The following is a 22,340-nucleotide window of genomic DNA, read 5'->3' on the forward strand; positions in this document are numbered from 1 at the left end:
TTTGCCGCAGTTTCACCCGCTGGCGGTTCCGCCCGCAAGCCGCTAGATGAGGGGAATGAGTGGATGGGGCGAATATCTGGCCGCTTGGGCCTGTTTTCTGGGCGCGCACATGATCCCGGCGCTGCCCGGCCCGCGCGGCTGGCTGGTGGCGAGGCTGGGGCGGCGCGGCTATCTGGCGGCGTTCAGCCTGCTGTCGATCGGGCTTTTGTACTGGCTGATCCTGTCTGCGGGACGCGCGCCCTATGTCCATCTGTGGGACCAGCCCCTGTGGAGCCGCTGGCTGGTCAATATCGCCATGCCGCTGGCGATCCTGGTCGCCGCCCTGGCGGTCGGCATGTCGGGGCTGATTGCGGCCTTTACCCTGTGGGCAGGCGCGCATCTGGTCGCGAACGGCGATCTGGCCCATGCGATCTTCTTCGGCGGGATGCTGGTCTTTGCGCTGTCGGGCGTGGCGCGGTCCGGCCTGCCGGGGGCGTTCCGCGTGACCTGGCAGCGGGTGGTGCTGGCGGTGGTGATCTGGGCGGCGCTGCTGCATCTGCATCCGCTGCTGATCGGCGTGTCGCCGCTGCCTGCCTGACGGCAGGCGAAGCCGGGGGGCGCTTCGCCCCCCGGACCCCCAGAGGATATTTGAGGTCCAAAGCAGATTACAGGCGGAAGCCCTCCGGGATCCTGTCCCGGCCGTCCAGGATCAGGTCGGCCATGACTTGGGCGATTTTGGGGGCCATGCCGAAGCCGATCTTGAAGCCGCCATTGGCGACGAAGTGACCCGGTCGGCCCGGCCACGGTCCCAAGATCGGGGCGCGGCTTTGCGCGCGGGGCCGGGCGCCCGCCCATCGGTCGATCACCGGGGCGTCGCGAAGCTGCGGGCACAGGGCGCGCGCCCTGTTGATCAGGGCGTCGATCCGGTCGTCGGGGTCCAGGTGGGCGTAGTCGTTTTCCGAGGTTGATCCGACCGCCACCGTTCCGTCCGCATGGGGCACGATATGCAGCCCGTCGGCGAAGACCTGCGGCGCGTCGGGGGCGGCGTGGCGCAACAGCGCCGACTGGCCCTTGACGCCCTTGCCGATCGGGCGGCCCAGGGCGCGGGTCAGATCCGCCAGGCCTGGCGTGCCGGTCGCCCAGAGGACCAGGCCGGGCAGAGGGCCGGGTTCGCTGCCTTCGATGATCTCTCCGCCCCGGTTGCGGATTGCGACGGCCAGCGCCGCGCCCGCCGCGCGAGGGGACAGGCGCGCGGTCAATCCGTCGAACAGCCACAGGCCCGAGGGGCTGTCGGGGATCAGCTCCCCCCCCGGCGTGTCGGTCAGCCGCAGGGCGCAGCCGTCAGGCCAGCGGGCGGCGGCGGCGGCGATGCGGTCTTGCAGGCGGTCGGCGGCGACGGGTTGCAGGCGGCCGGTGCGGGCATAGCCGCTGGGCAGGCCCGAGGCGGCCTCGACCGGCGCCCAAAAGGCTGGGGCCATCAGCAGGCTGTCCAGCTGGAACTGCTTCTTGGCGTTCCAGTTTTCCGGCGCGTGCGGGGCTAGGGCGCCGACATGACCGCCCGAGGATCCGGCGCCGATCCGCGCGGCCTCGAACAGGCGGACGGGGGCGCCGCGCCGGGTCATCTCCCACGCGCAGGCCAGGCCGAAGATGCCGCCGCCGATGATCGTGACGCTTGTCAAGGCCCCTGCCTTTCCCCTAGCTGCCGTCATGAGCGCGTTACCCGATCCCGATCCCGCCCGCCACCCGCAGCTTGACTGGCGCGAGGGCGGCGTGCCGGTGTCCACCCGTTTCGACGATCCCTATTTCAGCCTTGCGGGCGGGCTGGCCGAGACCCGGCACGTCTTCCTGGACGGCAATGCGCTGCCCGCGCGGCTGCGACCTGGGTTCCATGTGGCGGAACTGGGCTTCGGGACCGGGCTGAACTGCCTGGCGCTGGCGCAGGTGGCGGCGGTGCCGGTGGTGATGACCAGTTTCGAGGCCTGGCCGATGACCGTTGCGCAACTGGAACAGGCCCATGCGGCCTTCCCCGAACTGGCCGATCTGGCGGCGCAGTTGCGCGCGGGCTGGGGCGGCGAGGTGATCCGCGTGGGGCAGGTGGAACTGCATCTGCGGATCGGCGACGTGGCGCGGACCCTGCCCGCGTGGCAGGGTCGGGCGGATGCCTGGTTCCTGGACGGCTTTTCGCCTGCCAAGAACCCCGAGATGTGGCGCGACGAGATCATGGCGCATGTCGGGCGCTGCACCGCGCCGGGGGGCAGCTTCGCCACCTATACGGCGGCGGGCGGGGTGCGGCGCGCCCTGGCCGAGGCCGGGTTCCGGGTCGAGCGCCGCCCCGGCTTCGGCCGCAAGCGGCACATGAGCGTCGGCGTCAAACCCTAGCGCCCGACCGGCGGGATGCGGGTCGGGGCATAGACGGCCTCGGGGTGGGGCGGGTGGCCATGGGTGCGCGCCCAGAACCCCGGACCGCCCAGCCGCAGGAAGCGGGGCAGGGCCAGCAGCGCCCCGGCCACGAAGCCTCCGGCATGGGCCCAATAGGCCACCCCGCCCTGATCGCCGGGCGAGGAATAGCCGCCGAAGATCTGGATCGCCAGCCAGACGCCCAGGACGATCCAGGCGGGCAGGGTGAAGACCTTGAAGAAGACGATGAAGATCGCGACGATATCGACCTTTGCCCGGGGAAACAGCAGCAGATAGCCGCCCATCACCCCGGCGATCGCCCCCGATGCGCCGACCATCGGAATGGGCGACAGCGGCTCGGCCAGGGTCTGCGCCGCCGCCGCCGCAAGACCCGCTGTCAGGTAGAAGGCCAGAAAGCCGACATGGCCCAGCTGTTCCTCCATGTTGTCGCCGAAGATCCACAGGAACAGCATGTTGCCCGCAAGATGCAGGATTCCGCCATGCAGGAACATATGCGTCAGCAGGCCCCACAGCAGTTCGCCATGCGTCACCGCCAGGGGATAGAGCGCCAGCCGCGCCCACAGCATCTCGTCTCCTGTCAGGGGCAAGGTCAGCAGGAACAGCGCGATATTGGCCGCGATCAGCCCATAGGTGACCCAGGGGGTTTGCTGCGACGGGTTGTGGTCGCGGATCGGGAACACCGGGTCAGGTGCCGCTGGACGGGATCAGGGCGATGCGGACCTTGCCCTCGGGGTCGATCAGGGCAATGCCGTCCGCCGTGCTGCGCGCGGCGGTGATGCTGCTCAGGGCGGTGGCGAAGCGCGTCTCGGCCAGGTTGCGATCGGCCTCGACGCAGGCCATGCGCGTCATCACCATGCCGCTGACGGCCATCGCCCCGCCGCTTTCGGTCAACTGGCCGCTGTAGCGGTTGCAGGGCGCGCGGCCGCTGACGCGTCCATCCGCGCCCACGTCCAGCGTGACGCCTGCGGGGGCGGGGGCGCCGTCGATGCGGGCGACGGTGAAGCTGCTGCCGGGCTGCAGCATGGCCACCGACCGTTCGCCCGCGTCCTGGCAGGCGGCAAGGCTGGCGATGGCGGCAAGGCCGGCGATCGTTCGGGCGAAAGGCATCGGGAACCTCCTTGGTTGGGGCAAGCATCGCGCGGCCCGCCGCCGGACGCAAGCCGGGCCTGTTCGGCGCCCGGCCGCTGCGCTAGCATCCCGCGAACCGCAGGGGGGGATTCCGATGACCAGCATGACCGACCGCAAGAACGCCGCCATTTCCCGCGGCGTGGGCATGACGACGCAGATCTATGCCGACCGCGCCGAGAATGCCGAGATCTGGGACAGGGACGGCAACCGCTATATCGACTTTGCCGCCGGAATTGCGGTGGTGAACACCGGCCACCGCCATCCCAAGGTGATCCAGGCCGTGCGCGCGCAGCTGGACCGCTTCACCCATACCTGCCACCAGGTCGTGCCATACGAGAATTACGTGGCCCTGGCGGAACGTCTGAACGCGCTTGTGCCGGGCGATTTCGACAAGAAGACCATCTTCGCCACCACCGGGGCCGAGGCGGTCGAGAATGCCGTCAAGATCGCCCGCCATTACACCGGCCGTCCCGGCATCGTCAGCTTCGCGGGCGGCTTTCACGGGCGGACCTTCATGGGCATGGCGCTGACCGGCAAGGTCCAGCCCTACAAGGCGGGCTTCGGGCCGATGATGCCCGATGTCTGGCATCTGCCCTTCCCGAACCCGCTGCACGGCGTCAGCAAGGAAGACGCGCTGAAGGCGCTGCAACAGCTGTTCAAGGCCGATCTGGAGCCCGCCCGCGTCGCCGCGATCATCGTCGAGCCGGTGCAGGGCGAAGGCGGCTTCTACGAGGTGCCGCCCGGCTTCATGGCGGAACTGCGCGCGCTGTGCGACCATCACGGGATGCTGCTGATCGCGGACGAGGTCCAGACCGGCTTCGCCCGCACCGGCAAGCTGTTCGCGATGGAGCATCACGGCGTCGCCGCCGACCTGGTGACCATGGCCAAGGGGCTGGGCGGCGGGCTGCCGATCAGCGCGGTCACGGGCCGGGCCGAAGTGATGGACAGCCCTGACCCCGGCGGCCTGGGCGGCACCTATGCGGGCAATCCGCTGGGGGTGGCGGCGGCCCATGCCGTCCTGGACGTGATCGAGGACGAGGGTCTTTGCGACCGCGCCACCCGCCTGGGCCAGCGGCTGAAGCAGCGGCTGGCCGCCGCGCGCGACCGGATCCCGCAGATCGCCGACATCCGTGGCCCCGGCTTCATGAACGCGGTCGAATTCACCCTGCCCGGCAGTGACAGCCCCAATCCCGACTTCACCAACCGTGTCCGGGAAGAGGCGTTGAGGCGCGGCCTGATCCTGCTGACCTGCGGGGTCTACGGCAACGTGGTCCGCTTCCTGGCGCCGCTGACGATCCCGGACGCAGTGTTCGAGGAGGCGCTGGACATCCTGGACGAAAGCCTGTTGGCGGCACGGGGATAGTCACGCGGCCAGCGACATCGCCGCCCCCGCCCCCGCCGCCAGCAGCACCACCGCCCAGGACGGAGCCTTCCACAGGGTCAGCGCCAGGAAGCAGGTCAGGGCCAGGGCGAAATCGGCCCGGCCCGCGATGGCGCTGACGAAGACCGGATCATAGAGCGCCAGACCCAGGATCCCCACGACCGCCGCGTTGGCGCCCGCCATCGCCGCCTGCGCGCCCGGTTGCCGACGCAGCCGGTCCCAGAAGGGCAGGGCGGCGGTCAGGATCAGGAAGCCCGGCAGGAACAGCGCCAGAAGCGCAATGACCGCCCCCGCGACGCCGTTGGGCGGAACGGCCATCAGCGCGCCCAGCCAGGCGGCGAAAGTGAACAGCGGGCCGGGAACCGCCTGCGCCAGGCCGTATCCGGCCAGGAAAGCGTCGGGGGCGATCCAGCCGGTCGCGACCGTCCCGGCCTCCAGCAGCGGCAGGACGACATGGCCGCCGCCGAAGACCAGCGACCCGGCGCGGAAAAAGCTCTCGGCCAGGGCGAATCCCTGGCCCCAGGGCGCCAGCAGCGGCAAGGCGGCCAGCAGCGCCGCGAACAGGGTCAGCGCCGCCAGTCCCGTCCGCCGCGAGATGTGGGCCGCGAAGACCGCCGGGGCCGGGGCGCTGCCCGCGCGGCACAGGACCAGCCCCGCCGCCGCGCCTGCGGCGATGGCGCTCATCATGCCCACCGATCCGGGCAGCAGGATCAGCACCAGGACCGCCGCCAGGGCGATGCCCGCCCGCGTCCGGTCGGGGCAGAGGCTGCGCGCCATGCCCCAGACGGCCTGGGCGACAATGGCGACCGCCACGATCTTCAGCCCGTGGACAAGGCCCGACGCGGCCTCGCCGCCGCCCAGGCCCAGCCCGGTCAGCGCCAGGCCCGCCAGCAGCAGGGCCGAAGGCAGGGTGAAGCCCAGGAACGCCGCCACGGCCCCCGCCCAGCCCGCGCGCATCAGCCCCAGGGCAAAGCCCACCTGGCTTGAGGCCGGTCCGGGCAGGAACTGGCACAGCGCCACCAGATCGCCATAGGCCGCATCCGACAGCCATCGCCGCCGGATCACGAACTCGTCGCGGAAATAGCCCAGATGGGCCACCGGCCCGCCGAAGGATGTCAGGCCCAGCTTCAGGAACACCAGGAAAACCTGGATCGGCGTGCTGCGGGCGGGCATGGGCAGGCTTCCCTTGATCGGCGGCATCGCGGGTTTCTTGCACGGGCGGGCGCGGCAGGGCAATGGGGGGCGCCGGAACAGGAGGGGGCATTTAAGCCTTGTCCTCGGCCCGCGAGGATTGTCTTTAGGGCCGAAGCCTTACAGAGCGCGCAAGGAACAGGCGATGGCGGAACGCAAGTGCATCGGGGTGATCCTCGGGTCGATCCGAGAGAGGCGGATCAACGACCGGGTGGCCTTCTGGGTGATCCGCCAGCTTGAGGGGCAGGGCTTCGCCACGCGGACGATCGACCCCGCCGACCCCGACCTGCTGCCGGTGCAGACCGGCGATGCCCAGGCCATCGGGCGGCTGCGGCAGCGGATGGCGGATCTGGACGGCTTCGTCATCGTGACCCCCGAATACAACCATGCCGAACCGGGCCACCTGAAGACGCTGATCGACAGCGTGACCGCCGAATGGTGGGCGCGGCCGGTGGGGCTGATCGGCTATGGCGGCCTTTCGGGCGGGCTGCGCGCGGTCGAGGCGCTGCGCATCATCCTGGCGGAACTGCACACGGTCACCCTGCGCGACACGGTCAGTTTCGCCTCGCCCTGGCGGCGGTTCGACGAATTGGGCCATATCACCGACCCGAACGAGGCCGCGGCGGCCGAAGCGGCAATGGCGGTCTTTGCGCATCGGCTGGAATGGTGGGTCGACGCGCTGGCCGATGCCCGCCGCGCGCGCCCCTATCACCCCCGGGACGACGGCTGATGGACCGGCTGCTGGCCGATCCGCGCAGCTGGGGGCTGATGCTGGCCGCGACGCTGACGGTGATGTCGAACGCGACGATCACTCCGTCCCTGCCGGGGCTGGAGTCCGCTTTCGCCGATGATCCGCTGGCGCCCACCATCACCCGGCTGCTGATCACCGCGCCGTCGCTGCTGGTCGCGGTGGTGGCGCCGCTGGCCGGGGTTCTGGCCGACCGCCTGGGCCGCCGCCGCCCGCTGCTGTGGGGGCTGGCGATCTATGCCGTGGCGGGAACGGCGGGGCTGTATCTGCCGACGCTGGAGACGATCCTGGCCAGCCGCCTGGCGCTTGGCCTGGGGGTGGCGCTGATCATGACGGCTCAGGCGGCGTTGGTCGGCGATTACTTCGACGGTCCGGCGCGCGGGCGGCTGATGGGATACCAGATGGCCGCGACCAACCTGGGCGGGCTGGCTTTCGTCACGACCGCGGGGCTGTTGGCCGCCAGCGATCCCCGGCTGCCGTTCGCGATCTATGGCCTGGCCGTGCCGCTGTTCCCGCTGCTGTGGCGCATCCTGCCCGAACCGCCCCGCCACGGATCCGCGCGCGGCCCTGCGGCCGCCCCGGACCTGCCCGCCGATCCCGGCTGGCGGATGGTCGCCGGGGTCATGGCCGGGGCCGCCGGGCTGACCTTCGTGATCTTCTATGCGGTGCCCACGCAACTGCCCTATCACCTGCGGGGAATCGGGCTGGAGGATCCGCGCCATGCGGGCACGGTGATGGGGGCGATGATGGCCTCGGCCGCCGTGATGTCGGTGATCTCGGGCCTGGTCCGGCTGGGCCGGATCGCCACGCCGGTCCTGGGCTATCTGATGCTGGCCCTGGGTTTCGCCGCGATCGCCCTGGCGCATGGGCTGGCGATGGCGATGGCGGGCGCGGCGCTGATCGGGGCGGGGCTTGGCTTCTGCATGCCGACCTTCATCACCACGGCGCTGAACGCCGCCCCCGCGCGCTATCGCGGGCTGGTGTCGGGGCTGATCACCTCGGCCATTTTCCTGGGGCAGTTCCTGTCGCCCCTGGCATCGACGCCCCTGGTCGCCCATCTGGGCTATGCGGGGGCCTTCCTGACCGGGGCGGCGGGCTGCGGTCTGCTGGCCGTGGCGCTGGTCGCGATCCTGCGGCGGCAGGCCCCCGCGCTGCATGTGAAAAGGACTGCCGAATGACCGCGATCATCCAGATCGACAACCTGTCCAAGCAATACGACAGCGGCACCCGCGCGCTGAGCGATGTGTCGCTGGACATCCACGAAGGCGAGATCATCGCCCTGCTGGGTCCGAACGGCGCGGGCAAGACGACGCTGATCTCGATCATCTGCGGGCTGGTGGTGCCGACCGGCGGCACGGTCCGCGTGGGCGGGCACGACATCCGCACCGACTGGCGCGCGGCGCGCAAGCTGATCGGCCTCGTGCCCCAGGAAATCGCGCTGGAACCGTTCGAGAAGGTGATCACCGCAGTCCGCTTCACGCGCGGCCTTTACGGCGAAGGCCCGGACGAGGCCTATATCGAAAAGGTGCTGCGCAGCCTGGCCCTGTGGGACAAGCGCGACGCCATGACCCGCGAATTGTCCGGCGGCATGAAGCGGCGCGTGCTGATCGCCAAGGCGCTGGCGCACCGGCCCAAGGTCTTGTTCCTGGACGAACCCACGGCGGGCGTGGACGTGGCGCTCCGCCGCGAGATGTGGGAGGTCGTGGACCAGCTTCGCCGCGACGGCGTGACCATCATCCTGACCACCCATTACCTGGAAGAGGCCGAGGAAATGGCCGACCGCGTGGGCGTCATCAACAAGGGCCGGCTGCTGCTGGTCAAGCCCACGCACGAGTTGATGGGCGAATTCGGCAAGAAGACCCTGACCATCGAACTGTCCGAGCCTTTGACCATGATCCCCGACGAACTGACCGGCCGGGGCCTGCGGCTGTCGCTGGACGGCCGGGCGCTGACCTATGAATACGACACGCGGGCGGAACGCACCGGCATCGCGCATCTGCTGGGCGATCTGGCCGCGCAGGGGATCATGGTGCGCGACGTATCGACCCGGCAGTCCAGCCTGGAAGAGGTGTTCATCGCCCTGGTCAGCGAACCCCGGCAAGAGGTGACGGCATGAGCGCGATCAACTGGCCCGGCGTCTGGGCAATCTTCCACCACGAGATGACGCGCTTCTTCCGTACCGTCATGCAGTCGCTGCTGTCGCCGGTCCTGTCCACGGTGCTGTATTTCGTGGTCTTCGGCGCCGCCATCGGCGGGCGCATCCAGTCGGTCGAGGGCGTGGCATACGGGGCCTTCATCGTCCCCGGCCTGATGATGCTGACGATCCTTCAGCAATCGGTCAGCAATGCCAGCTTCGGCATCTATTTCCCGAAATTCAGCGGCACGATCTATGAATACCTGGTGTCCCCGGTCGGCTGGATCGAGGTGACGCTGGGTTTCGTCGGCGCCGCCGCCATGAAGGCCGTGCTGATCGCCCTGGTGATCCTGCTGACCAGCTTCTTCTTCGTGGGCGTCCATATCCTGCACCCGTTCTGGATGCTGGCGTTTCTGGTGCTGACCGCCACCGGCTTCAGCCTGCTGGGCTTCATCATCGGGCTGTGGGCCAAGTCGTTCGAGCAGTTGCAGATCGTGCCGATGATGGTCATCACGCCGCTGGTTTTCCTGGGCGGCGCCTTCTATTCGTCCGACATGCTGCCGCCCTTCTGGGAGGCGGTGGCCAAGCTGAACCCGGTGCTCTATCTGGTGTCGGGCTTCCGCTGGTCGTTCTTCGGGCTGGCCGACGTGCCGGTCGGCGTGTCGCTGGTGGCCGTCAGCCTGATGATCCTGGCCTGCTGCCTGGCGATCCGCTGGATCTTCGCGACCGGCTGGCGGCTGCGGGAATGATCAGCCGCAGATCTTCGTCTGCGGATCCAGCCGCACATAGTCGCGCGCCGACAGCACGGTCATCTTCATCGATCGGTTCCAGCCGCCGAACCAGCGGTCGCGGATGCCGCCGCGATAGAAATTGCCCATGATCTCGTCCACCAGAGGCGGGATGAACTGGGTGTTCGGAATACGCGGCGCGTGAAAGCCGATGCGCGCGTCGGGAAACAGGCAGGCATTCGGCATGGTGGTCAGGATCGTGCAGGCCGACCGGCAATAGCCCCGGATCCGCACGGTCTTGCCGGACCGCGCCAGCCTTTCGCGCAACTGCACGGTCTGGATGACATTGCCGCCGCGATGGTCGTTCACGTCGATGAAGCGGCCGCGATCGACGATTTCGGCCTGGCTGGCGAAAGGCAGGGCGGCCAGAAGGGCGGCGGCAAGGATCGGGAAAAATCGGGTCATGCGCCCATCTTGCCGATTGGCCGGGGCGAAGGAAATCACGTTCCGGCGAAGCCGCCGTCAGGCCAGGGCGGCCTGCTGCGCCATGGCCATGTCCGCCATGATCATCGACCCCAAGACCAGGGCCACCACGATCCATCCGACAATCTTTTTCATGGCCCCAAGGGTGGGGTGACAAAGGGATTTTGAAAACCCCCGCGCAGGCCCGCTCGCGCGATTGTCAGGGGCGGGGCGTCTCTGCTCTTTTCCGGCGGCTGCGAATCGCCTATTTGCGGCGGATGCACATGAACCCGCCCGATCTGCGCCCCGACCTGGCCCGCGCCCGCATCCCCGAGGAGCGGCGCGATGGCCAGCCGACCATCGGCATGGTCAGCCTCGGCTGTCCCAAGGCGCTTGTGGACAGCGAACGCATCCTGACCCGCCTGCGGGCCGAGGGGTATGCGATCAGCCCCGACTACAAGGGCGCGGACGCGGTGATCGTGAACACCTGCGGCTTCCTGGACAGCGCCAAGGCGGAATCGCTGGACGCCATCGGCGAGGCGCTGCGCGAGAACGGCAAGGTGCTGGTCACCGGCTGCCTGGGCGCGGAACCCGAATACATCACCGGCGCCCATCCCAAGGTTCTGGCCGTCACCGGCCCGCATCAATACGAAGCCGTGCTGGACGCCGTCCATGCCGCCGTGCCGCCGCAGCCCGATCCCTTCATCGACCTGCTGCCCGCATCGGGCGTCAGCCTGACGCCGCGCCACTACAGCTATCTGAAGATTTCGGAAGGCTGCAATCACAAGTGCAAGTTCTGCATCATCCCCGACATGCGCGGGCGCCTGGTCAGCCGCCCCGCCCATGCCGTGATGCGCGAGGCTGAAAAGCTGGTGCAGGCGGGGGTGCGCGAACTGCTGGTCATTTCGCAGGACACCTCGGCCTATGGGCTGGACCGCCGCCATGAAACCGAACGCGGCCACCGCGCGCATATCACCGATCTGGCCCGCGATCTGGGCGGGCTTGGGGCCTGGGTGCGGCTGCATTACGTCTATCCTTATCCGCATGTCCGCGACCTGATCCCGCTGATGGCCGAGGGGTTGGTGCTGCCCTATCTGGACATCCCCTTCCAGCACGCCCATCCCGACACGCTGCGCCGCATGGCCCGGCCCGCCGCCGCCGCCCGCACCCTGGACGAGATCGCCGCCTGGCGCGCCATCTGCCCTGACATCACCCTGCGATCCACCTTCATCGTGGGTTACCCCGGCGAGACCGAGGCCGAATTCCAGACCCTGCTGGACTGGCTGGACGAGGCGCAACTGGATCGCGTCGGCGCGTTCCAGTACGAAAACGTCAAGGGCGCGCGGGCCAACGACCTGCCCGACCATGTGCCGGACGACGTGAAGCAGGACCGCTTCGACCGCTTCATGGAAAAGGCCCAGGCGATTTCCGAGGCGAAGCTGACCGCCAAGGTGGGCACCCGGATTCAGGTGATCGTGGACAGCGTGGACGACCAGGGCGCCACCTGCCGCACCAAGGCCGACGCCCCCGAGATCGACGGCAACTTGTTCATCGACGCAGGCTTCGAGGGCCTGACCCCCGGCGACATCGTGACCGTGACCGTGGACGAGGCGGGCGAATACGACCTTTGGGGCCGTTTGTGACGCTGCGCAACCGGCTGCCCGCCTTCATCGCCGATCATTACGAGGTTCACGAATGGCGCCATGCCAGCGCCATCCTGGCCCATGACTTTCCCGACGAATGGCGCGACATCATCGACGTGCTGACCGCCTTCCGCCTGCGGCGCGAATGGATCGAGGTGGCGGGCGGCAACAAGTCGCGCGTCTCGGCCTTCATCGACGGATTCCTGGACAGGCGCGGCTGGCGCGAACGGCAGTTCCGCACCGGCATCGTGGTCGATGACGCGCTGAAGGAAAGCCCCACCCACAAGGTCGACTGCTTCAAGAACGGCATCGGGCTGGAGATCGAGTGGAACAACAAGGATCCCTTCTACGATCGCGATCTCAACAATTTCCGCCTGCTGTTCGACCTGCGCGCGCTGTCCGTGGGGGTCATCGTCACCCGCGCCGACGAATTGCAGCAGATCTTCCGGCAACTGGGGCGCGGTTCGTCCTATGGCGAATCCACCACGCATATGTCGAAGCTGCTGCCGCGAATTGAAGGTGGCGGCGGGGCGGGCTGTCCGCTATTGGTGTTCGGGATCACCAAAGCCCTTTACCTGGACACCGGAGGCCCCGTTGAGCAGCGCGTCTGACGATCTTCTGGCCACCGCGGGCGCGGTCAAGTTCGGCACCATCCTGGCCGATCCGCCCTGGCAGTTCCAGAACCGCACCGGCAAGATGGCCCCCGAACACAAGCGCCTGTCGCGCTATCCGACCATGGGCCTGGACGAGATCTGCGATCTGCCTGTCGAGGCCATCGCGGATGCCCGGTCCCATCTTTACCTGTGGGTGCCCAACGCCCTTCTGCCCGAAGGGCTGAAGGTGATGGAGCATTGGGGCTTCAAGTACAAATCCAACCTGATCTGGTACAAGGTCCGCAAGGACGGCGGCCCGGACCGGCGCGGCGTCGGCTTTTACTTCCGCAACGTGACCGAGATTCTGCTGTTCGGTGTGCGCGGCAAGGATGTGCGCACGCTGGATCCGGGCCGGACCCAGGAAAACATCATCGCCACGCAGAAGCGCGAGCATTCGCGCAAGCCGGACGAGCAATACGGCCTGATCGAGTCCTGTTCCTGGGGTCCGCGGCTGGAGATGTTCGCCCGCGGCCCGCGCAAGGGCTGGACCGTCTGGGGCAACCAGGCCGAGGAATACGAACCCGACTGGCCGACCTATTCGAACCACTCGCAAAGCAATGTCGTCAAGCTGCGGGGCGACTGAGCCGGCGGCCGGGCGCATCCTGTCGCTGATCACCGTCAGCCCGGCCTTCGATCCTCACGGCCGGCCCCGCAAGCCCGGCGCGCTGTGCATCGGCGCCCAGAAGGCGGGAACAAGCTGGCTGGCGCAGATGCTGGGCCAGCACCCGCAGGTCTGGATCCCTCCGTTCAAGGAGGTGCAGTTCTTCAACCACCGCTTCATTCCCGGCCATCGCCAGTGGATCGGCTGGCATTACCGCAACAAGCCCGACGAGATCCGCGCCCGGCACAAGGCGCGCGGGTTGCCGATGCCGCCGGAACTGGACGCGTATCTGGACGGGCTGACGCGCGGACAGATGTTTCACAACCATTGGTACAAGCGCGTCTTCGCCCCGGCGCCCGCCCAAGCCATGCCGATGGACTTTACCCCCGAATATGCGTCCCTGCCGGACGATGGCGTCGATTTCGTGGCAAACGTCCTGCCCAGGGCGCGGGTGATCTATCTGGTCCGCCACCCGGTGGACCGCGCGGTGTCGCAACTGCGCATGAACCTGCGCCGCGAGGGGCGCAATCCCCAGACGCTGGCCGACTGGCTGGCCGAGATCGAGAATCCCGTGCTTGACGACCGGGGCGATTACGCGGCCTGCCTGCCCCGCTGGCAGGCGCGTTTTCCCGACATGCTGGTGCTGCCCTTCGGGCGCATCGCCCGCGATCCCCAGGCGGTGATGGACGCTGTCGAGGCGCACCTGGGCATCGGCCCCTTCCTCTATCGGAATCTGCGCGAAAAGGTCTTTGCCACTCCTGACGGTCCCCGTCCGCCGCATAAGGCCGTGGCTGCCCTGGCCGAACGCCTGCGTCCTCAGATCGCCTTTCTTGAGGAACACATGGGCGCCGATTTCCTGGCCGAGACGCGCTGACCTTTCACCCGGCCCCGCTTTCGCCTACATAGCACCAAAGTTTGCAGGAGATTCCGATGGCGTCCTATCAGTTCGTCTACCACATGGACGGCGTGTCCAAGACCTATCCCGGCGGCAAGAAGGTGTTCGAGAACATCCATCTCAACTTCCTTCCGGGCGTCAAGATCGGTGTCGTCGGCGTGAACGGCGCCGGGAAATCGACGCTGCTCAAGGTGATGGCGGGGATCGACAAGGATTTCCAGGGCGAGGCCTGGGCCGCCAAGGGCGCGCGCGTCGGCTATCTGTCGCAGGAACCCTGGCTGGACCCGCAACTGAACGTGCGCGGCAACGTCATGGAAGGCGTCAAGGCCAAGCAGGCCAAGCTGGACCGCTATAACGAACTGGCGATGAACTACTCGGACGAGACGGCCGAGGAGATGGCGCGGTTGCAGGACGAGATCGACGCCGAGAACCTGTGGGATCTGGACAACCAGGTCGACATCGCGATGGAGGCCCTGCGCTGCCCGCCCGACGACGCCGACGTGGAAACCCTGTCCGGGGGCGAACGCCGCCGCGTGGCCCTGTGCAAGCTGCTGCTTGAGGCGCCCGACATGCTGCTGCTGGACGAGCCGACCAACCACCTGGACGCCGAAACCATCGCCTGGCTGCAAAAGCACCTGATCGAATACAAGGGCACGATCCTGACCGTGACCCACGACCGCTATTTCCTGGACGACATCACCAGCTGGATCCTGGAACTGGAGCGCGGCCGCGGCATCCCGCACGAGGGGAACTATTCCAGCTGGCTGGAAGCCAAGGCCAAGCGCGTGGCCCAGGAAGCGCGCGAGGACAAGGCCAAGCAGAAGGCCATGGAAAAGGAACTGGAATGGATCCGGGCCGGCGCAAAGGCCCGGCAGGCGAAATCCAAGGCCCGGATCTCGGCCTATAACAAGATGGCCGACGAATCGGTCAAGGAACTGGTCGGCAAGGCGCAGATCGTCATCCCGCACGGCCCTCGCCTGGGCGGCAAGGTGCTGGAGGTTGAGGGCCTGAAGAAGCACATGGGCGACAAGCTGCTGATCGAGGATCTGTCCTTCAGCCTGCCGCCCGGCGGCATCATCGGCGTTATCGGCCCGAACGGCGCGGGCAAGTCGACCCTGTTCAAGATGATCACGGGGCAGGAAACCCCCGACGAAGGCACCATCACCATCGGTGAGACGGTGAAGATGTCCTATGTCGACCAGTCGCGCGACAGCCTGGACCCGGAAAAGACCGTGTGGGAGGAGATCTCGGGCGGTGCCGAGGTGATCGAACTGGGCGACGCGCAGGTCAACAGCCGCAACTATGTGGGATCGTTCAACTTCAAGGGCGGCGACCAGCAGAAAAAGGTGGGCCTTCTGTCGGGCGGCGAACGCAACCGCGTCCACATGGCCAAGCTGCTGAAATCGGGCGGCAACCTGCTGCTGCTGGACGAACCGACCAACGACCTGGACGTGGAAACCCTGCAAGCCCTGGAAACCGCCATCGAGAACTTCGCAGGCTGCGCGATCATCATCTCGCACGACCGCTTCTTCCTGGACCGGCTCTGCACGCATATCCTGGCGTTTGAAGGCGATGCCCATGTCGAGTTCTTCGAGGGCAACTTCGAGGATTACGAGAAGGACAAGGTGCGTAGGCTCGGGCCGGACAGCATTGAGCCGAAGCGGGTGAAGTATAAGAAGTTTACGCGGTGAACTTGCTTTACATGGCTGGCGTTATAAGCTTTTGTAAGGTTGGTGAGGAGTGGAGGTAAAGATGGCCAAGGCCATGTTTCGGGTCTCCAAAGGAGGGAACTCCACAGGTAAATGGAGCAAGATTGTAAAGCAGGATGGCGCGTCAGGACGTACTGTCTTTACCGCAGATTCCTCTACTTACAACAAAGGGCGCAACGCTGCTGCCTCGGTCATTAGTAGAACCGCGTCAGCGTCAAGCGCTAAGAAGAAGTAACTTGAATCCCATTTTTGGTCTGCTTGTTGGTTCGTCCAACGATATCGAAGGACTAGCCGCTTATGCTTTGTACAAAAAGCATAAGCGAGCTTGGGCTGAAGGAGTGAGAACCACAGGACGAGAACCTACCCCAGACGAGGAGGAGGGCTTCGCACGAGCAGCGGCGACCCCCGATCAATTAGATAGATATCGCAAAGATGCGCAGGATATACTTATAGCCTTTGCTAATGAGTTTGTTTCAGACGAGAGGGCCTCAATTATTCAGGAGGCTTTAACTGGAAGAGCGGAAAAAGCGTTCTTGCAAATCGAGGGAAGTGGTAGTTTTTGGGCGCTTGTGAAAGTTGGTGTTACTTCTACACTGATTACCACTGGTATACTTGCTTTGCTGGCTTTTGGTGTGCAGCTATTTGGCTTGGACTTGGTTGATGCACTATCTATTGGCTCGAATTAGAAAAATAGTAAGCAAGTGTAGGTTGCGTGCTCTGCACGAGCCATTACGACGCAAAAAGGTGCGTGAAATCACGCTCCCTACATAAACTGTAGTGTGGGGTTCCATCCCACCATCAACGGCGCCAATGGCGGGTTAAAACCCAACCAAACACGCAACGCCTTCCGGCGTTGCGCATCCTTCAGGCATTCACCGGCGGCTTGCCGGGGCAGTTGGCCAGCACCACCGGGCCGGTGGCCGTAGTGTCCGGCGCGACCGGGGCGGCAAGCACCGGGCCTGCCAGAAGGCAGGCAGTCAGGGTGGTCAGGGCAAGTCTTTTCATGCGCAGTCCTTTCCGGTTGGGACAGCCAAGCCTGACCCGAATCGACAGATGCGCAAACACACAGCCGCGTTACCGGACTTTGCCCGTCCAGCCCGGCGGGCGCCTGCCCACCCAGTCGAAGAACCGCCGCAGGTCGGGATGGGCGCGCAGGGCCTCGACGGTGGCGAAGTTGCGGGCCAGTTCCGTCTCGGTCAGGGTCTTGTGGATGGTCTTGTGGCAGACGTGGTGCAGCAGCACCGTTTCGCCGCCCTTGCCGCCGCGCAGCTTCGGGATCAGGTGGTGGCGGCTTTGCGGGACGCCGGGCGGGATCGGGCGCAGGCACAGCGGGCAGATAGGATCGTCCGCCACGGTGCTCAGCCCTGGGCCAGGATCCGGTCGAAACTGCATAGCGCCATCCCGGCATCGGACAGGTAATCGAAATGCCGGTCGACGGCGCGTGCCACATCGGACCGGCTGGCCTTGGACATGCCGCGCTTGCGCAGGATCTCGGGCGCGTGGCGGGGCGTGTCGTTGTCGCCGCGATGGGTGACGATGTTGGGGAAATGCGGGTCGGTCACGGCCACCAGCCGGGTCGGGATGGCGTAATGGCCATAGTCGAAGACCGTGCGAGACGAATGGCGGATCGCGGCGCCCGCGCTGAAGAACGGGCTGAACCAGTTATAGACCCCCTCGGTGGGGCCGTCCGTCACGCAATAGAAGATCGCCGGAAAGCTGACCGCGAAATGGGCGTTGCGCCACAGGCTGGCGGCGTGGCGGCGCAGGCGGCGGATATAGTCGCGCGAGACGCAATCGTCGTCGTCCAGCCGGAATTGCACCGTATCGGCCAGGTCCATCCCCAGATCCGCAGACACCTCGTGGATCGCATCCGAGATATGGGTCGGCGGCAAAAACCGCAGGATCGCCTGGTCCACGCCGCGGCAGATATCCTCGAGCCGGGCACGATACGGGTCCGGCATCCGGTCCGAGGACACCACCAGGAACCGGAAATCCGCGTCGCTCTGGTTGGCCAGCGACCGCAGCGTCAGATGTTCGAAGGTCGCCAGCCGCGATTCCAGCCGCCGGGGTGCGAACAGGTCGCGGGACTGGTCCAGATAGATCGCCTCCAAGGCCTCGTCGGGCTGGTTGCGATAGGCCTTCCAGTCCCCCCGGCCCAGCATGGAAAACCGGCAGACCCCCAGGATCCTGACATCGCGGTCGTTCATTCCATGCCCCCTTGGCCTGCCCGTCAGCGCAGCGGTTTGCGGACAAGATCGACCGCGTGTTTCGACCGGCTGAAGGCCAGGCTGTCGGCCATCTCGGCCTCGGTCGGACCCTGCCAGCCCCTCTTGTCGTCGATGAAACCGTGATCCTGCAAGCCCTGCGCCAGGGTGTCGTGGTCAAGCTCTCCCCAGCTCAGGTGGTTCGAGGCGGCGGCGCCATCCTCGATCCAGTTCGCCGCAAGCGCGTCGATGATGACTGGATCGCGTCCGGTCATGCCGTTGATCTGGGCGGCGATGGAGCGATGGGCGTTGTTGTCGCGGCGCAGGATGAAGGCGATCCGCTTGGACGGATCGGCGACCATGCCCGCGATATGGAAAGCCGAGCTGTCGACGCCCACGATATGGGTGGCGGATTTGTAGAAGCGTAACTGATCCGCCAGGGCCATCCGCTCCGGGTGCATGATCGTATAGCCCCGCGCGGCCATGTTGCGTTCCAGCACCTTTTCGCACAGCACGCCGCCGCGTCCGTTGAAGCGGGTGCGCGAGACATAGATCCGGCGCGGCGTATCCTGGGGCAGGGCCTGGGCCATCCACGCCATGGTGGCCCGGAATTCCGGGGTTCCTTGGGCGATCCTTCCCAGGCCGAAGCCCTGGCCGGGGATCACCAGCTCCTCGACCCGGATCGGCGTCTGGACAATGCCTTCCGGGGCCCGGACGCCCAGAAGCGACCAGAAATCCGTCTGGTAGGACTGGAATTTCACCAGCTTGTCGTGCTTCGGGACGAACAGCACGCTGTCGATGCCGGGCTGGTCGAAGCCCCAGCAGCGGGACATGGTCTCGGTCATGAAATGGCCGAAATGGCCGTAATAGAGGCCGCCCCACAGATGCCGCCCCGGCAGAACAGCGGACGGCCTTTCCGCGCTTTCGACGGCCCGTGTCATGCGCACGCCGTCCCGCCAGGTCGAGGCGTGAAGCACGTCCTGCCCGTCCCCCGTAACCCCGCAGAAAGGGCGGCCGACGAGTTCCGTCGGAGGAAAGATCCAGGCGTTCGCCACGGTGACGATCTCTCGGGACCAGCCACAGCCGGGAAGCGGTTCGCTCATCGCATGTCCTTGCCTGCAAGGGCACGGGCCGCCCTATGCCTTGCGGCTGTGTTAGCCGCTTGGGCGTGGCGATTGAAGCGGGATCCTTGCTGGGGCCGTCATGCCCAGTCCCAGGGCCGGGTGAATTCGCCCAGCTTCGCCCTGACGGCGTTTTCGTCCACGCTGCCCTCGCGGGCAAGCCGCGCCACCAGGCCGCGCTTCTTGTCCTCGACCACCTCGGCGACATGGGCGCCGGTGCCGGACAGGGCGGCGTCATAGACGCGCTTGATGGCCAGGCGGCGCAGGTCGGGCTTGAAGATCTTGCCCACGGCGGTCTTGGGCAGTTCGGGCAGGATCTCGATATGCTTGGGGATCGCGGCGCGTTCGTGGATATGGGCCTTGGCGTGTTCCAGAAGGTCGGATTCCGTCACCGAGGCGCCCGCCACCAGTTCCACATAGACGCAGGGCAGTTCGCCCGCGAAGCTGTCGGGCTGGCCGATGGCGCCCGCGAAGGCCACGGCGGGATGGGACAGCATCGCCTCCTCGATCTCGGCGGGGTCGATGTTGTGGCCGCCGCGGATGATCAGATCCTTGGCGCGGCCCGTGATCCACAGATAGCCGTCCGGGTCCAGCCGTCCCAGGTCGCCGGTGCGCAGATAGATGTCCTCGGCGAACAGGTGGTGGTTCTTGTCGGCCTCGGTATAGGTCGATCCGGGGAACACGCCGGGATTGGCGACGCAGATTTCGCCCACCACATCGGTCGGGCATTCGTGGACGCGGCCGCTGTCGTCATGGTTCAGGATGCGGACATGGCTATAGGGCAGGGGGATGCCGACGGATCCGACCTTCTTGATGCCGTCCACGGGGTTGCAGCTGACCAGGCAGGTCGCCTCGGTCAGGCCATAGCCTTCGGCGATCTCGACGCCGGTGGCGGATTTGAAGCGGTTGTAAAGCTCGATCGGCAGGGGGGCGGAACCCGAGATGGCGGTTTTCAGCGAGGACACGTCGGCATTGACCGGCCGCTGCATCAGCGCGGAAATGGCGGTCGGCACGGTGATCAGGAAGGTCGCCTGCCAGCGTTCGATCAGTTTCCAGAAGTTGTCGAAGACGCCCTCGCCCCGGTATCCGGCCGGGGTCGGCATCACCACATGCGCGCCGGACGCGATGCAGGACATCAGCACCGGATAGGCCGCGAAGACATGGAACATCGGCAGCGGGCACATCAGCACGTCGGTTTCGTCGAACAGCAGCGTGCCCCCCAGCCAGCCGTTATAGATCATGCCGGAATACTTGTGCTGCGCGACCTTGGGCGTGCCGGTGGTGCCGCCGGTGTGGAAGAAGGCCGCCACGCGGTCCTGCTGCACATCCTCGAAATCCAGGCGGGTGTGCTTCTCGGCACTGGTCGCGGCCTCGAAGTTCAGCACCTTGGCCTTGTGGCGGCGCTTCACGCGCGGGCGGATCAGCGGCACGATGAGCCGCTTGAGCCCGCGCAGGTGACGGTTCAGGTCGATCTCGATCACATGGGTGACGTCGGGGGCATGGGCCACGGCCTCGGCGGCCTTCTGGGCGACATCGGTTTTCGGGAAGGCGCGCAGCGTGACCAGCACCTTGGCGCGGGTTTCGCGCAGGATGCCCGCGATCTGCTGGGCGTCCAGCAGGGGATTGATCGGGTTGACGATCCCCGCCGTCGCGCCCGCCAGAAGAACCACCGGGGTTTCGATGCTGTTGGGCAGAAGATAGGCCACCGTGTCGGTCGGGCCGACGCCCAGCTTGCGCAGCAGGTTGGCGGTTTCCGTGACGCGTTCCAGCAATTCGCGCCAGGTCAGGGTGGTGGCGTGGTCGCCCGGACCGGACAGAAGCTGGAAGCTGATCGCGGGCCGGTCGGGAAAACGTTCGGCGGTGCGGGCCAGAAAGCCGTAGATCGTGACCGGAAGATCCCGCGCCTGATACGGCATCTCGGCTTCCAAGGCGTTGCGGTCGTCATAGCTGATGAAACGGGTCATCCATCCTCCCCCAGTCCTGGGACCACCCTCCTGATCCCGCTTTTGCATACCATGGGCCATGGGCGGGAAAGGCGGCAAGAGGCTTGGCGCCCCGCTGCGTCAGGACGCGGCGTCAGGACATGGCCGACGCCGCGTCAGGGCCCTCAGCCCTGCGGGATGCGCAGGGTCTGGCCGGGATAGATCTTGTCGGGATCGGTCAGCATGGGCCGGTTCGCCTCGAAGATGGCGTTGTATTTGCTGGCATTGCCCAGATAGGCCTTGGCGATGGCCGACAGCGTCTCGCCCTTCTTGACGGTGTGGAAGACCGGCGCCTGCCCGGCCTCGGCCCCGGCGCCTGTATCCGGCAGGTCGGCCTCGACCTTGGCGATGCCCTCGATATTGCCGACGGCCAGCACCAGCTTTTCCAAGGTCTCGCGGTCGGCGCCCTTGCTGTCGATCCTGACGGTATCGCCGCGCAGGGTCAGGTGCACGTCGTCCTTGTCCAGGTTCAGCGCGCGCAGTTCCGCCTTGAGCGCCGCGACCTTGCGGGCCGTGTCGGGATCCTGGGCAGGCTTGCCGGCTGCGGCGGCGGGTTGCGAGGCAGGCTTTGCTTCGGCGGCTTCGGCCTTGCCGAAGACCGATTTCCCGGCGTCCTTGACGAAATCCCAGATGGCCATGCTGCGTCCTTTCAAGCATGTTACGGAACGATTTGAATAAAAACGCGGGCTTTATGCAAGCGTTCCATCTGGTCATTCCGCAATCCCAGACCCATATGACAATCGTGCATTGTTAATCCATTCATAATTTCACCCGTAGGATGCACTTCGCTTCGAAAGGTGGAACCCGATGACACGACTTCCCTTGCTGTCCGCTGCCGCCCTGTGCGGTGCCATCCTGTCCGGCTGCGCGCAAACCGCCTCCGATGCCCGCAGCGGCGATCCCCATGCCATGCAACTGATGTCGGCGGGCCAGGCGACCTGCCTGGCCACCTCGCCCGGCCAGAACGAACAGGGCGCGGCGGCCACCAATGCCCTGCGCCGCAGCGCGGGCCTGCCCCCCGTGCGGCCCAGCCCGGTCCTGGCGCAGGTCGCGGCCCGGCACGCCTGCGACATGGCGCAGCGCGGCCGCATGACCCATCTGGGCAGCAAGACGACCGGGCCCGGACCGCGCGTGAAGGCGGCGGGCTATGCCCCTTCGGTCACGGCGGAAAACATCGCCGCCGGGCCGTTCTCGCAAGGCCGCGTGCTTGCGGAATGGAACGGATCGTCCGGGCACCGGGCCAATATCCTGATCCCGCAGGTCCGCGATTACGGGATCGGCCAGGCCATCGGGCCGGACGGCAAGACGCGGTTCTGGGCGGCGGTCTATGCCGCGCCCCGGTAAGCGGTTCGCCGGTCAGGCG

Annotated in this window: 25 protein-coding genes; 14 read left to right on the forward strand and 11 right to left on the reverse strand. The window is 66.9% G+C overall.

Annotated features, from left to right (window positions below; genetic code table 11):
* The first annotated feature begins 55 nt into the window (after positions 1-55).
* On the forward strand, positions 56-577 hold the full coding sequence (locus ACTJI6_RS05085; RefSeq protein WP_440798414.1) for an NnrU family protein: 522 nt from the start codon (positions 56-58) through the stop codon (positions 575-577).
* 67 nt (positions 578-644) lie between these two features.
* Here ACTJI6_RS05085 and ACTJI6_RS05090 read toward each other — a convergent pair whose 3' ends face one another.
* Positions 645-1,688, reverse strand: a complete 1,044-nt coding sequence (locus ACTJI6_RS05090; RefSeq protein WP_440798416.1) for an NAD(P)/FAD-dependent oxidoreductase — start codon at positions 1,686-1,688, stop codon at positions 645-647.
* Between ACTJI6_RS05090 and mnmD the strand changes: the two genes are divergently transcribed.
* On the forward strand, positions 1,687-2,358 hold the full coding sequence (gene mnmD, locus ACTJI6_RS05095) for a tRNA (5-methylaminomethyl-2-thiouridine)(34)-methyltransferase MnmD (protein WP_440798417.1): 672 nt from the start codon (positions 1,687-1,689) through the stop codon (positions 2,356-2,358). The genes ACTJI6_RS05090 and mnmD overlap by 2 nt on opposite strands.
* On the opposite strand, the gene ACTJI6_RS05100 is transcribed toward mnmD, so the two are convergent.
* Positions 2,355-3,077 (reverse strand): rhomboid family intramembrane serine protease, encoded by a 723-nt coding sequence (locus ACTJI6_RS05100; RefSeq protein ID WP_440798419.1) that lies wholly within the window; start codon positions 3,075-3,077, stop codon positions 2,355-2,357. The genes mnmD and ACTJI6_RS05100 overlap by 4 nt on opposite strands.
* Before the next feature lie 4 nt (positions 3,078-3,081).
* Positions 3,082-3,504 (reverse strand): META domain-containing protein, encoded by a 423-nt coding sequence (locus tag ACTJI6_RS05105; RefSeq protein ID WP_440798421.1) that lies wholly within the window; start codon positions 3,502-3,504, stop codon positions 3,082-3,084.
* 115 nt (positions 3,505-3,619) lie between these two features.
* Between ACTJI6_RS05105 and ACTJI6_RS05110 the strand changes: the two genes are divergently transcribed.
* Positions 3,620-4,888: a 4-aminobutyrate--2-oxoglutarate transaminase gene (locus ACTJI6_RS05110; RefSeq protein WP_440798423.1), complete on the forward strand. Its 1,269-nt coding sequence runs from the start codon at positions 3,620-3,622 to the stop codon at positions 4,886-4,888.
* Here ACTJI6_RS05110 and chrA read toward each other — a convergent pair whose 3' ends face one another.
* On the reverse strand, positions 4,889-6,106 hold the full coding sequence (chrA, locus tag ACTJI6_RS05115; protein ID WP_440798425.1) for a chromate efflux transporter: 1,218 nt from the start codon (positions 6,104-6,106) through the stop codon (positions 4,889-4,891). It lies immediately after the preceding gene.
* A gap of 136 nt (positions 6,107-6,242) precedes the next feature.
* Here chrA and ACTJI6_RS05120 point away from each other — a divergent pair, with 136 nt between their 5' ends.
* From ACTJI6_RS05120 to ACTJI6_RS05135, 4 genes are read left to right on the forward strand one after another with little or no spacing between them, the layout of a single operon-like run.
* On the forward strand, positions 6,243-6,827 hold the full coding sequence (locus ACTJI6_RS05120) for an NADPH-dependent FMN reductase (RefSeq protein WP_440798427.1): 585 nt from the start codon (positions 6,243-6,245) through the stop codon (positions 6,825-6,827).
* Complete coding sequence (locus ACTJI6_RS05125) at positions 6,827-8,023, forward strand: MFS transporter (protein ID WP_440798428.1); 1,197 nt, start codon at positions 6,827-6,829, stop codon at positions 8,021-8,023. Before ACTJI6_RS05120 ends, ACTJI6_RS05125 begins: the two co-directional genes overlap by 1 nt.
* The gene (locus ACTJI6_RS05130; RefSeq protein WP_440798429.1) at positions 8,020-8,961 is read left to right on the forward strand and encodes an ABC transporter ATP-binding protein; all 942 of its coding nucleotides are present in this window, start codon (positions 8,020-8,022) and stop codon (positions 8,959-8,961) included. Before ACTJI6_RS05125 ends, ACTJI6_RS05130 begins: the two co-directional genes overlap by 4 nt.
* 5 nt (positions 8,962-8,966) lie before the next feature.
* Positions 8,967-9,728, forward strand: coding sequence for an ABC transporter permease (locus tag ACTJI6_RS05135; protein WP_440798643.1), 762 nt, complete (start codon positions 8,967-8,969; stop codon positions 9,726-9,728).
* On the opposite strand, the gene ACTJI6_RS05140 is transcribed toward ACTJI6_RS05135, so the two are convergent.
* Positions 9,729-10,172: a hypothetical protein gene (locus tag ACTJI6_RS05140; RefSeq protein WP_126154156.1), complete on the reverse strand. Its 444-nt coding sequence runs from the start codon at positions 10,170-10,172 to the stop codon at positions 9,729-9,731.
* 275 nt (positions 10,173-10,447) lie between these two features.
* On the opposite strand from ACTJI6_RS05140, the gene rimO reads away from it, so the two are divergent.
* From rimO to ACTJI6_RS05170, 6 genes are all read left to right on the forward strand, one after another.
* Entirely contained in the window at positions 10,448-11,812 is a 1,365-nt protein-coding gene (gene rimO / locus ACTJI6_RS05145) for a 30S ribosomal protein S12 methylthiotransferase RimO (RefSeq protein ID WP_440798645.1), read from the forward strand.
* A complete protein-coding gene (locus ACTJI6_RS05150; protein ID WP_126154157.1) occupies positions 11,809-12,423 on the forward strand; it encodes a BglII/BstYI family type II restriction endonuclease in 615 nt (204 codons plus the stop codon). The genes rimO and ACTJI6_RS05150 overlap by 4 nt, the downstream gene beginning before the upstream one ends.
* Positions 12,407-13,048: an MT-A70 family methyltransferase gene (locus ACTJI6_RS05155; RefSeq protein WP_440798431.1), complete on the forward strand. Its 642-nt coding sequence runs from the start codon at positions 12,407-12,409 to the stop codon at positions 13,046-13,048. Before ACTJI6_RS05150 ends, ACTJI6_RS05155 begins: the two co-directional genes overlap by 17 nt.
* Positions 13,023-13,940: a sulfotransferase family protein gene (locus ACTJI6_RS05160; RefSeq protein WP_440798433.1), complete on the forward strand. Its 918-nt coding sequence runs from the start codon at positions 13,023-13,025 to the stop codon at positions 13,938-13,940. The genes ACTJI6_RS05155 and ACTJI6_RS05160 overlap by 26 nt, the downstream gene beginning before the upstream one ends.
* A gap of 56 nt (positions 13,941-13,996) precedes the next feature.
* Complete coding sequence (gene ettA, locus ACTJI6_RS05165; RefSeq protein WP_440798435.1) at positions 13,997-15,652, forward strand: energy-dependent translational throttle protein EttA; 1,656 nt, start codon at positions 13,997-13,999, stop codon at positions 15,650-15,652.
* Between the two features lie 134 nt (positions 15,653-15,786).
* Positions 15,787-16,356: a hypothetical protein gene (locus ACTJI6_RS05170; protein WP_440798437.1), complete on the forward strand. Its 570-nt coding sequence runs from the start codon at positions 15,787-15,789 to the stop codon at positions 16,354-16,356.
* Positions 16,357-16,534: 178 nt separating this feature from the next.
* On the opposite strand, the gene ACTJI6_RS05175 is transcribed toward ACTJI6_RS05170, so the two are convergent.
* The 6 genes from ACTJI6_RS05175 to lysM form a co-directional block, all read right to left on the reverse strand.
* The gene (locus tag ACTJI6_RS05175; RefSeq protein WP_440798439.1) at positions 16,535-16,675 is read right to left on the reverse strand and encodes a hypothetical protein; all 141 of its coding nucleotides are present in this window, start codon (positions 16,673-16,675) and stop codon (positions 16,535-16,537) included.
* Positions 16,676-16,744: 69 nt separating this feature from the next.
* Positions 16,745-17,023, reverse strand: a complete 279-nt coding sequence (locus ACTJI6_RS05180) for an HNH endonuclease (RefSeq protein ID WP_440798441.1) — start codon at positions 17,021-17,023, stop codon at positions 16,745-16,747.
* Between the two features lie 5 nt (positions 17,024-17,028).
* Positions 17,029-17,877 carry a glycosyltransferase gene (locus ACTJI6_RS05185; RefSeq protein WP_440798443.1) on the reverse strand — a complete coding sequence of 283 codons (849 nt, stop codon included), beginning with the start codon at positions 17,875-17,877 and terminating at the stop codon, positions 17,029-17,031.
* 23 nt (positions 17,878-17,900) lie between these two features.
* Positions 17,901-18,977 (reverse strand): glycosyltransferase family 61 protein, encoded by a 1,077-nt coding sequence (locus tag ACTJI6_RS05190; protein WP_440798445.1) that lies wholly within the window; start codon positions 18,975-18,977, stop codon positions 17,901-17,903.
* Between the two features lie 98 nt (positions 18,978-19,075).
* Positions 19,076-20,959 carry an acyl-CoA synthetase gene (locus ACTJI6_RS05195; protein WP_440798447.1) on the reverse strand — a complete coding sequence of 628 codons (1,884 nt, stop codon included), beginning with the start codon at positions 20,957-20,959 and terminating at the stop codon, positions 19,076-19,078.
* Positions 20,960-21,102: 143 nt separating this feature from the next.
* Positions 21,103-21,615 carry a peptidoglycan-binding protein LysM gene (gene lysM, locus ACTJI6_RS05200; protein WP_440798449.1) on the reverse strand — a complete coding sequence of 171 codons (513 nt, stop codon included), beginning with the start codon at positions 21,613-21,615 and terminating at the stop codon, positions 21,103-21,105.
* 169 nt (positions 21,616-21,784) lie between these two features.
* Between lysM and ACTJI6_RS05205 the strand changes: the two genes are divergently transcribed.
* A complete protein-coding gene (locus tag ACTJI6_RS05205) occupies positions 21,785-22,321 on the forward strand; it encodes a CAP domain-containing protein (RefSeq protein ID WP_440798451.1) in 537 nt (178 codons plus the stop codon).
* Positions 22,322-22,340 lie beyond the last annotated feature (19 nt).

The sequence above is a fragment of the Paracoccus sp. 22332 genome, assembly GCF_052045125.1.
GTDB classification, from domain to species: Bacteria; Pseudomonadota; Alphaproteobacteria; order Rhodobacterales; family Rhodobacteraceae; genus Paracoccus; species Paracoccus haematequi_A.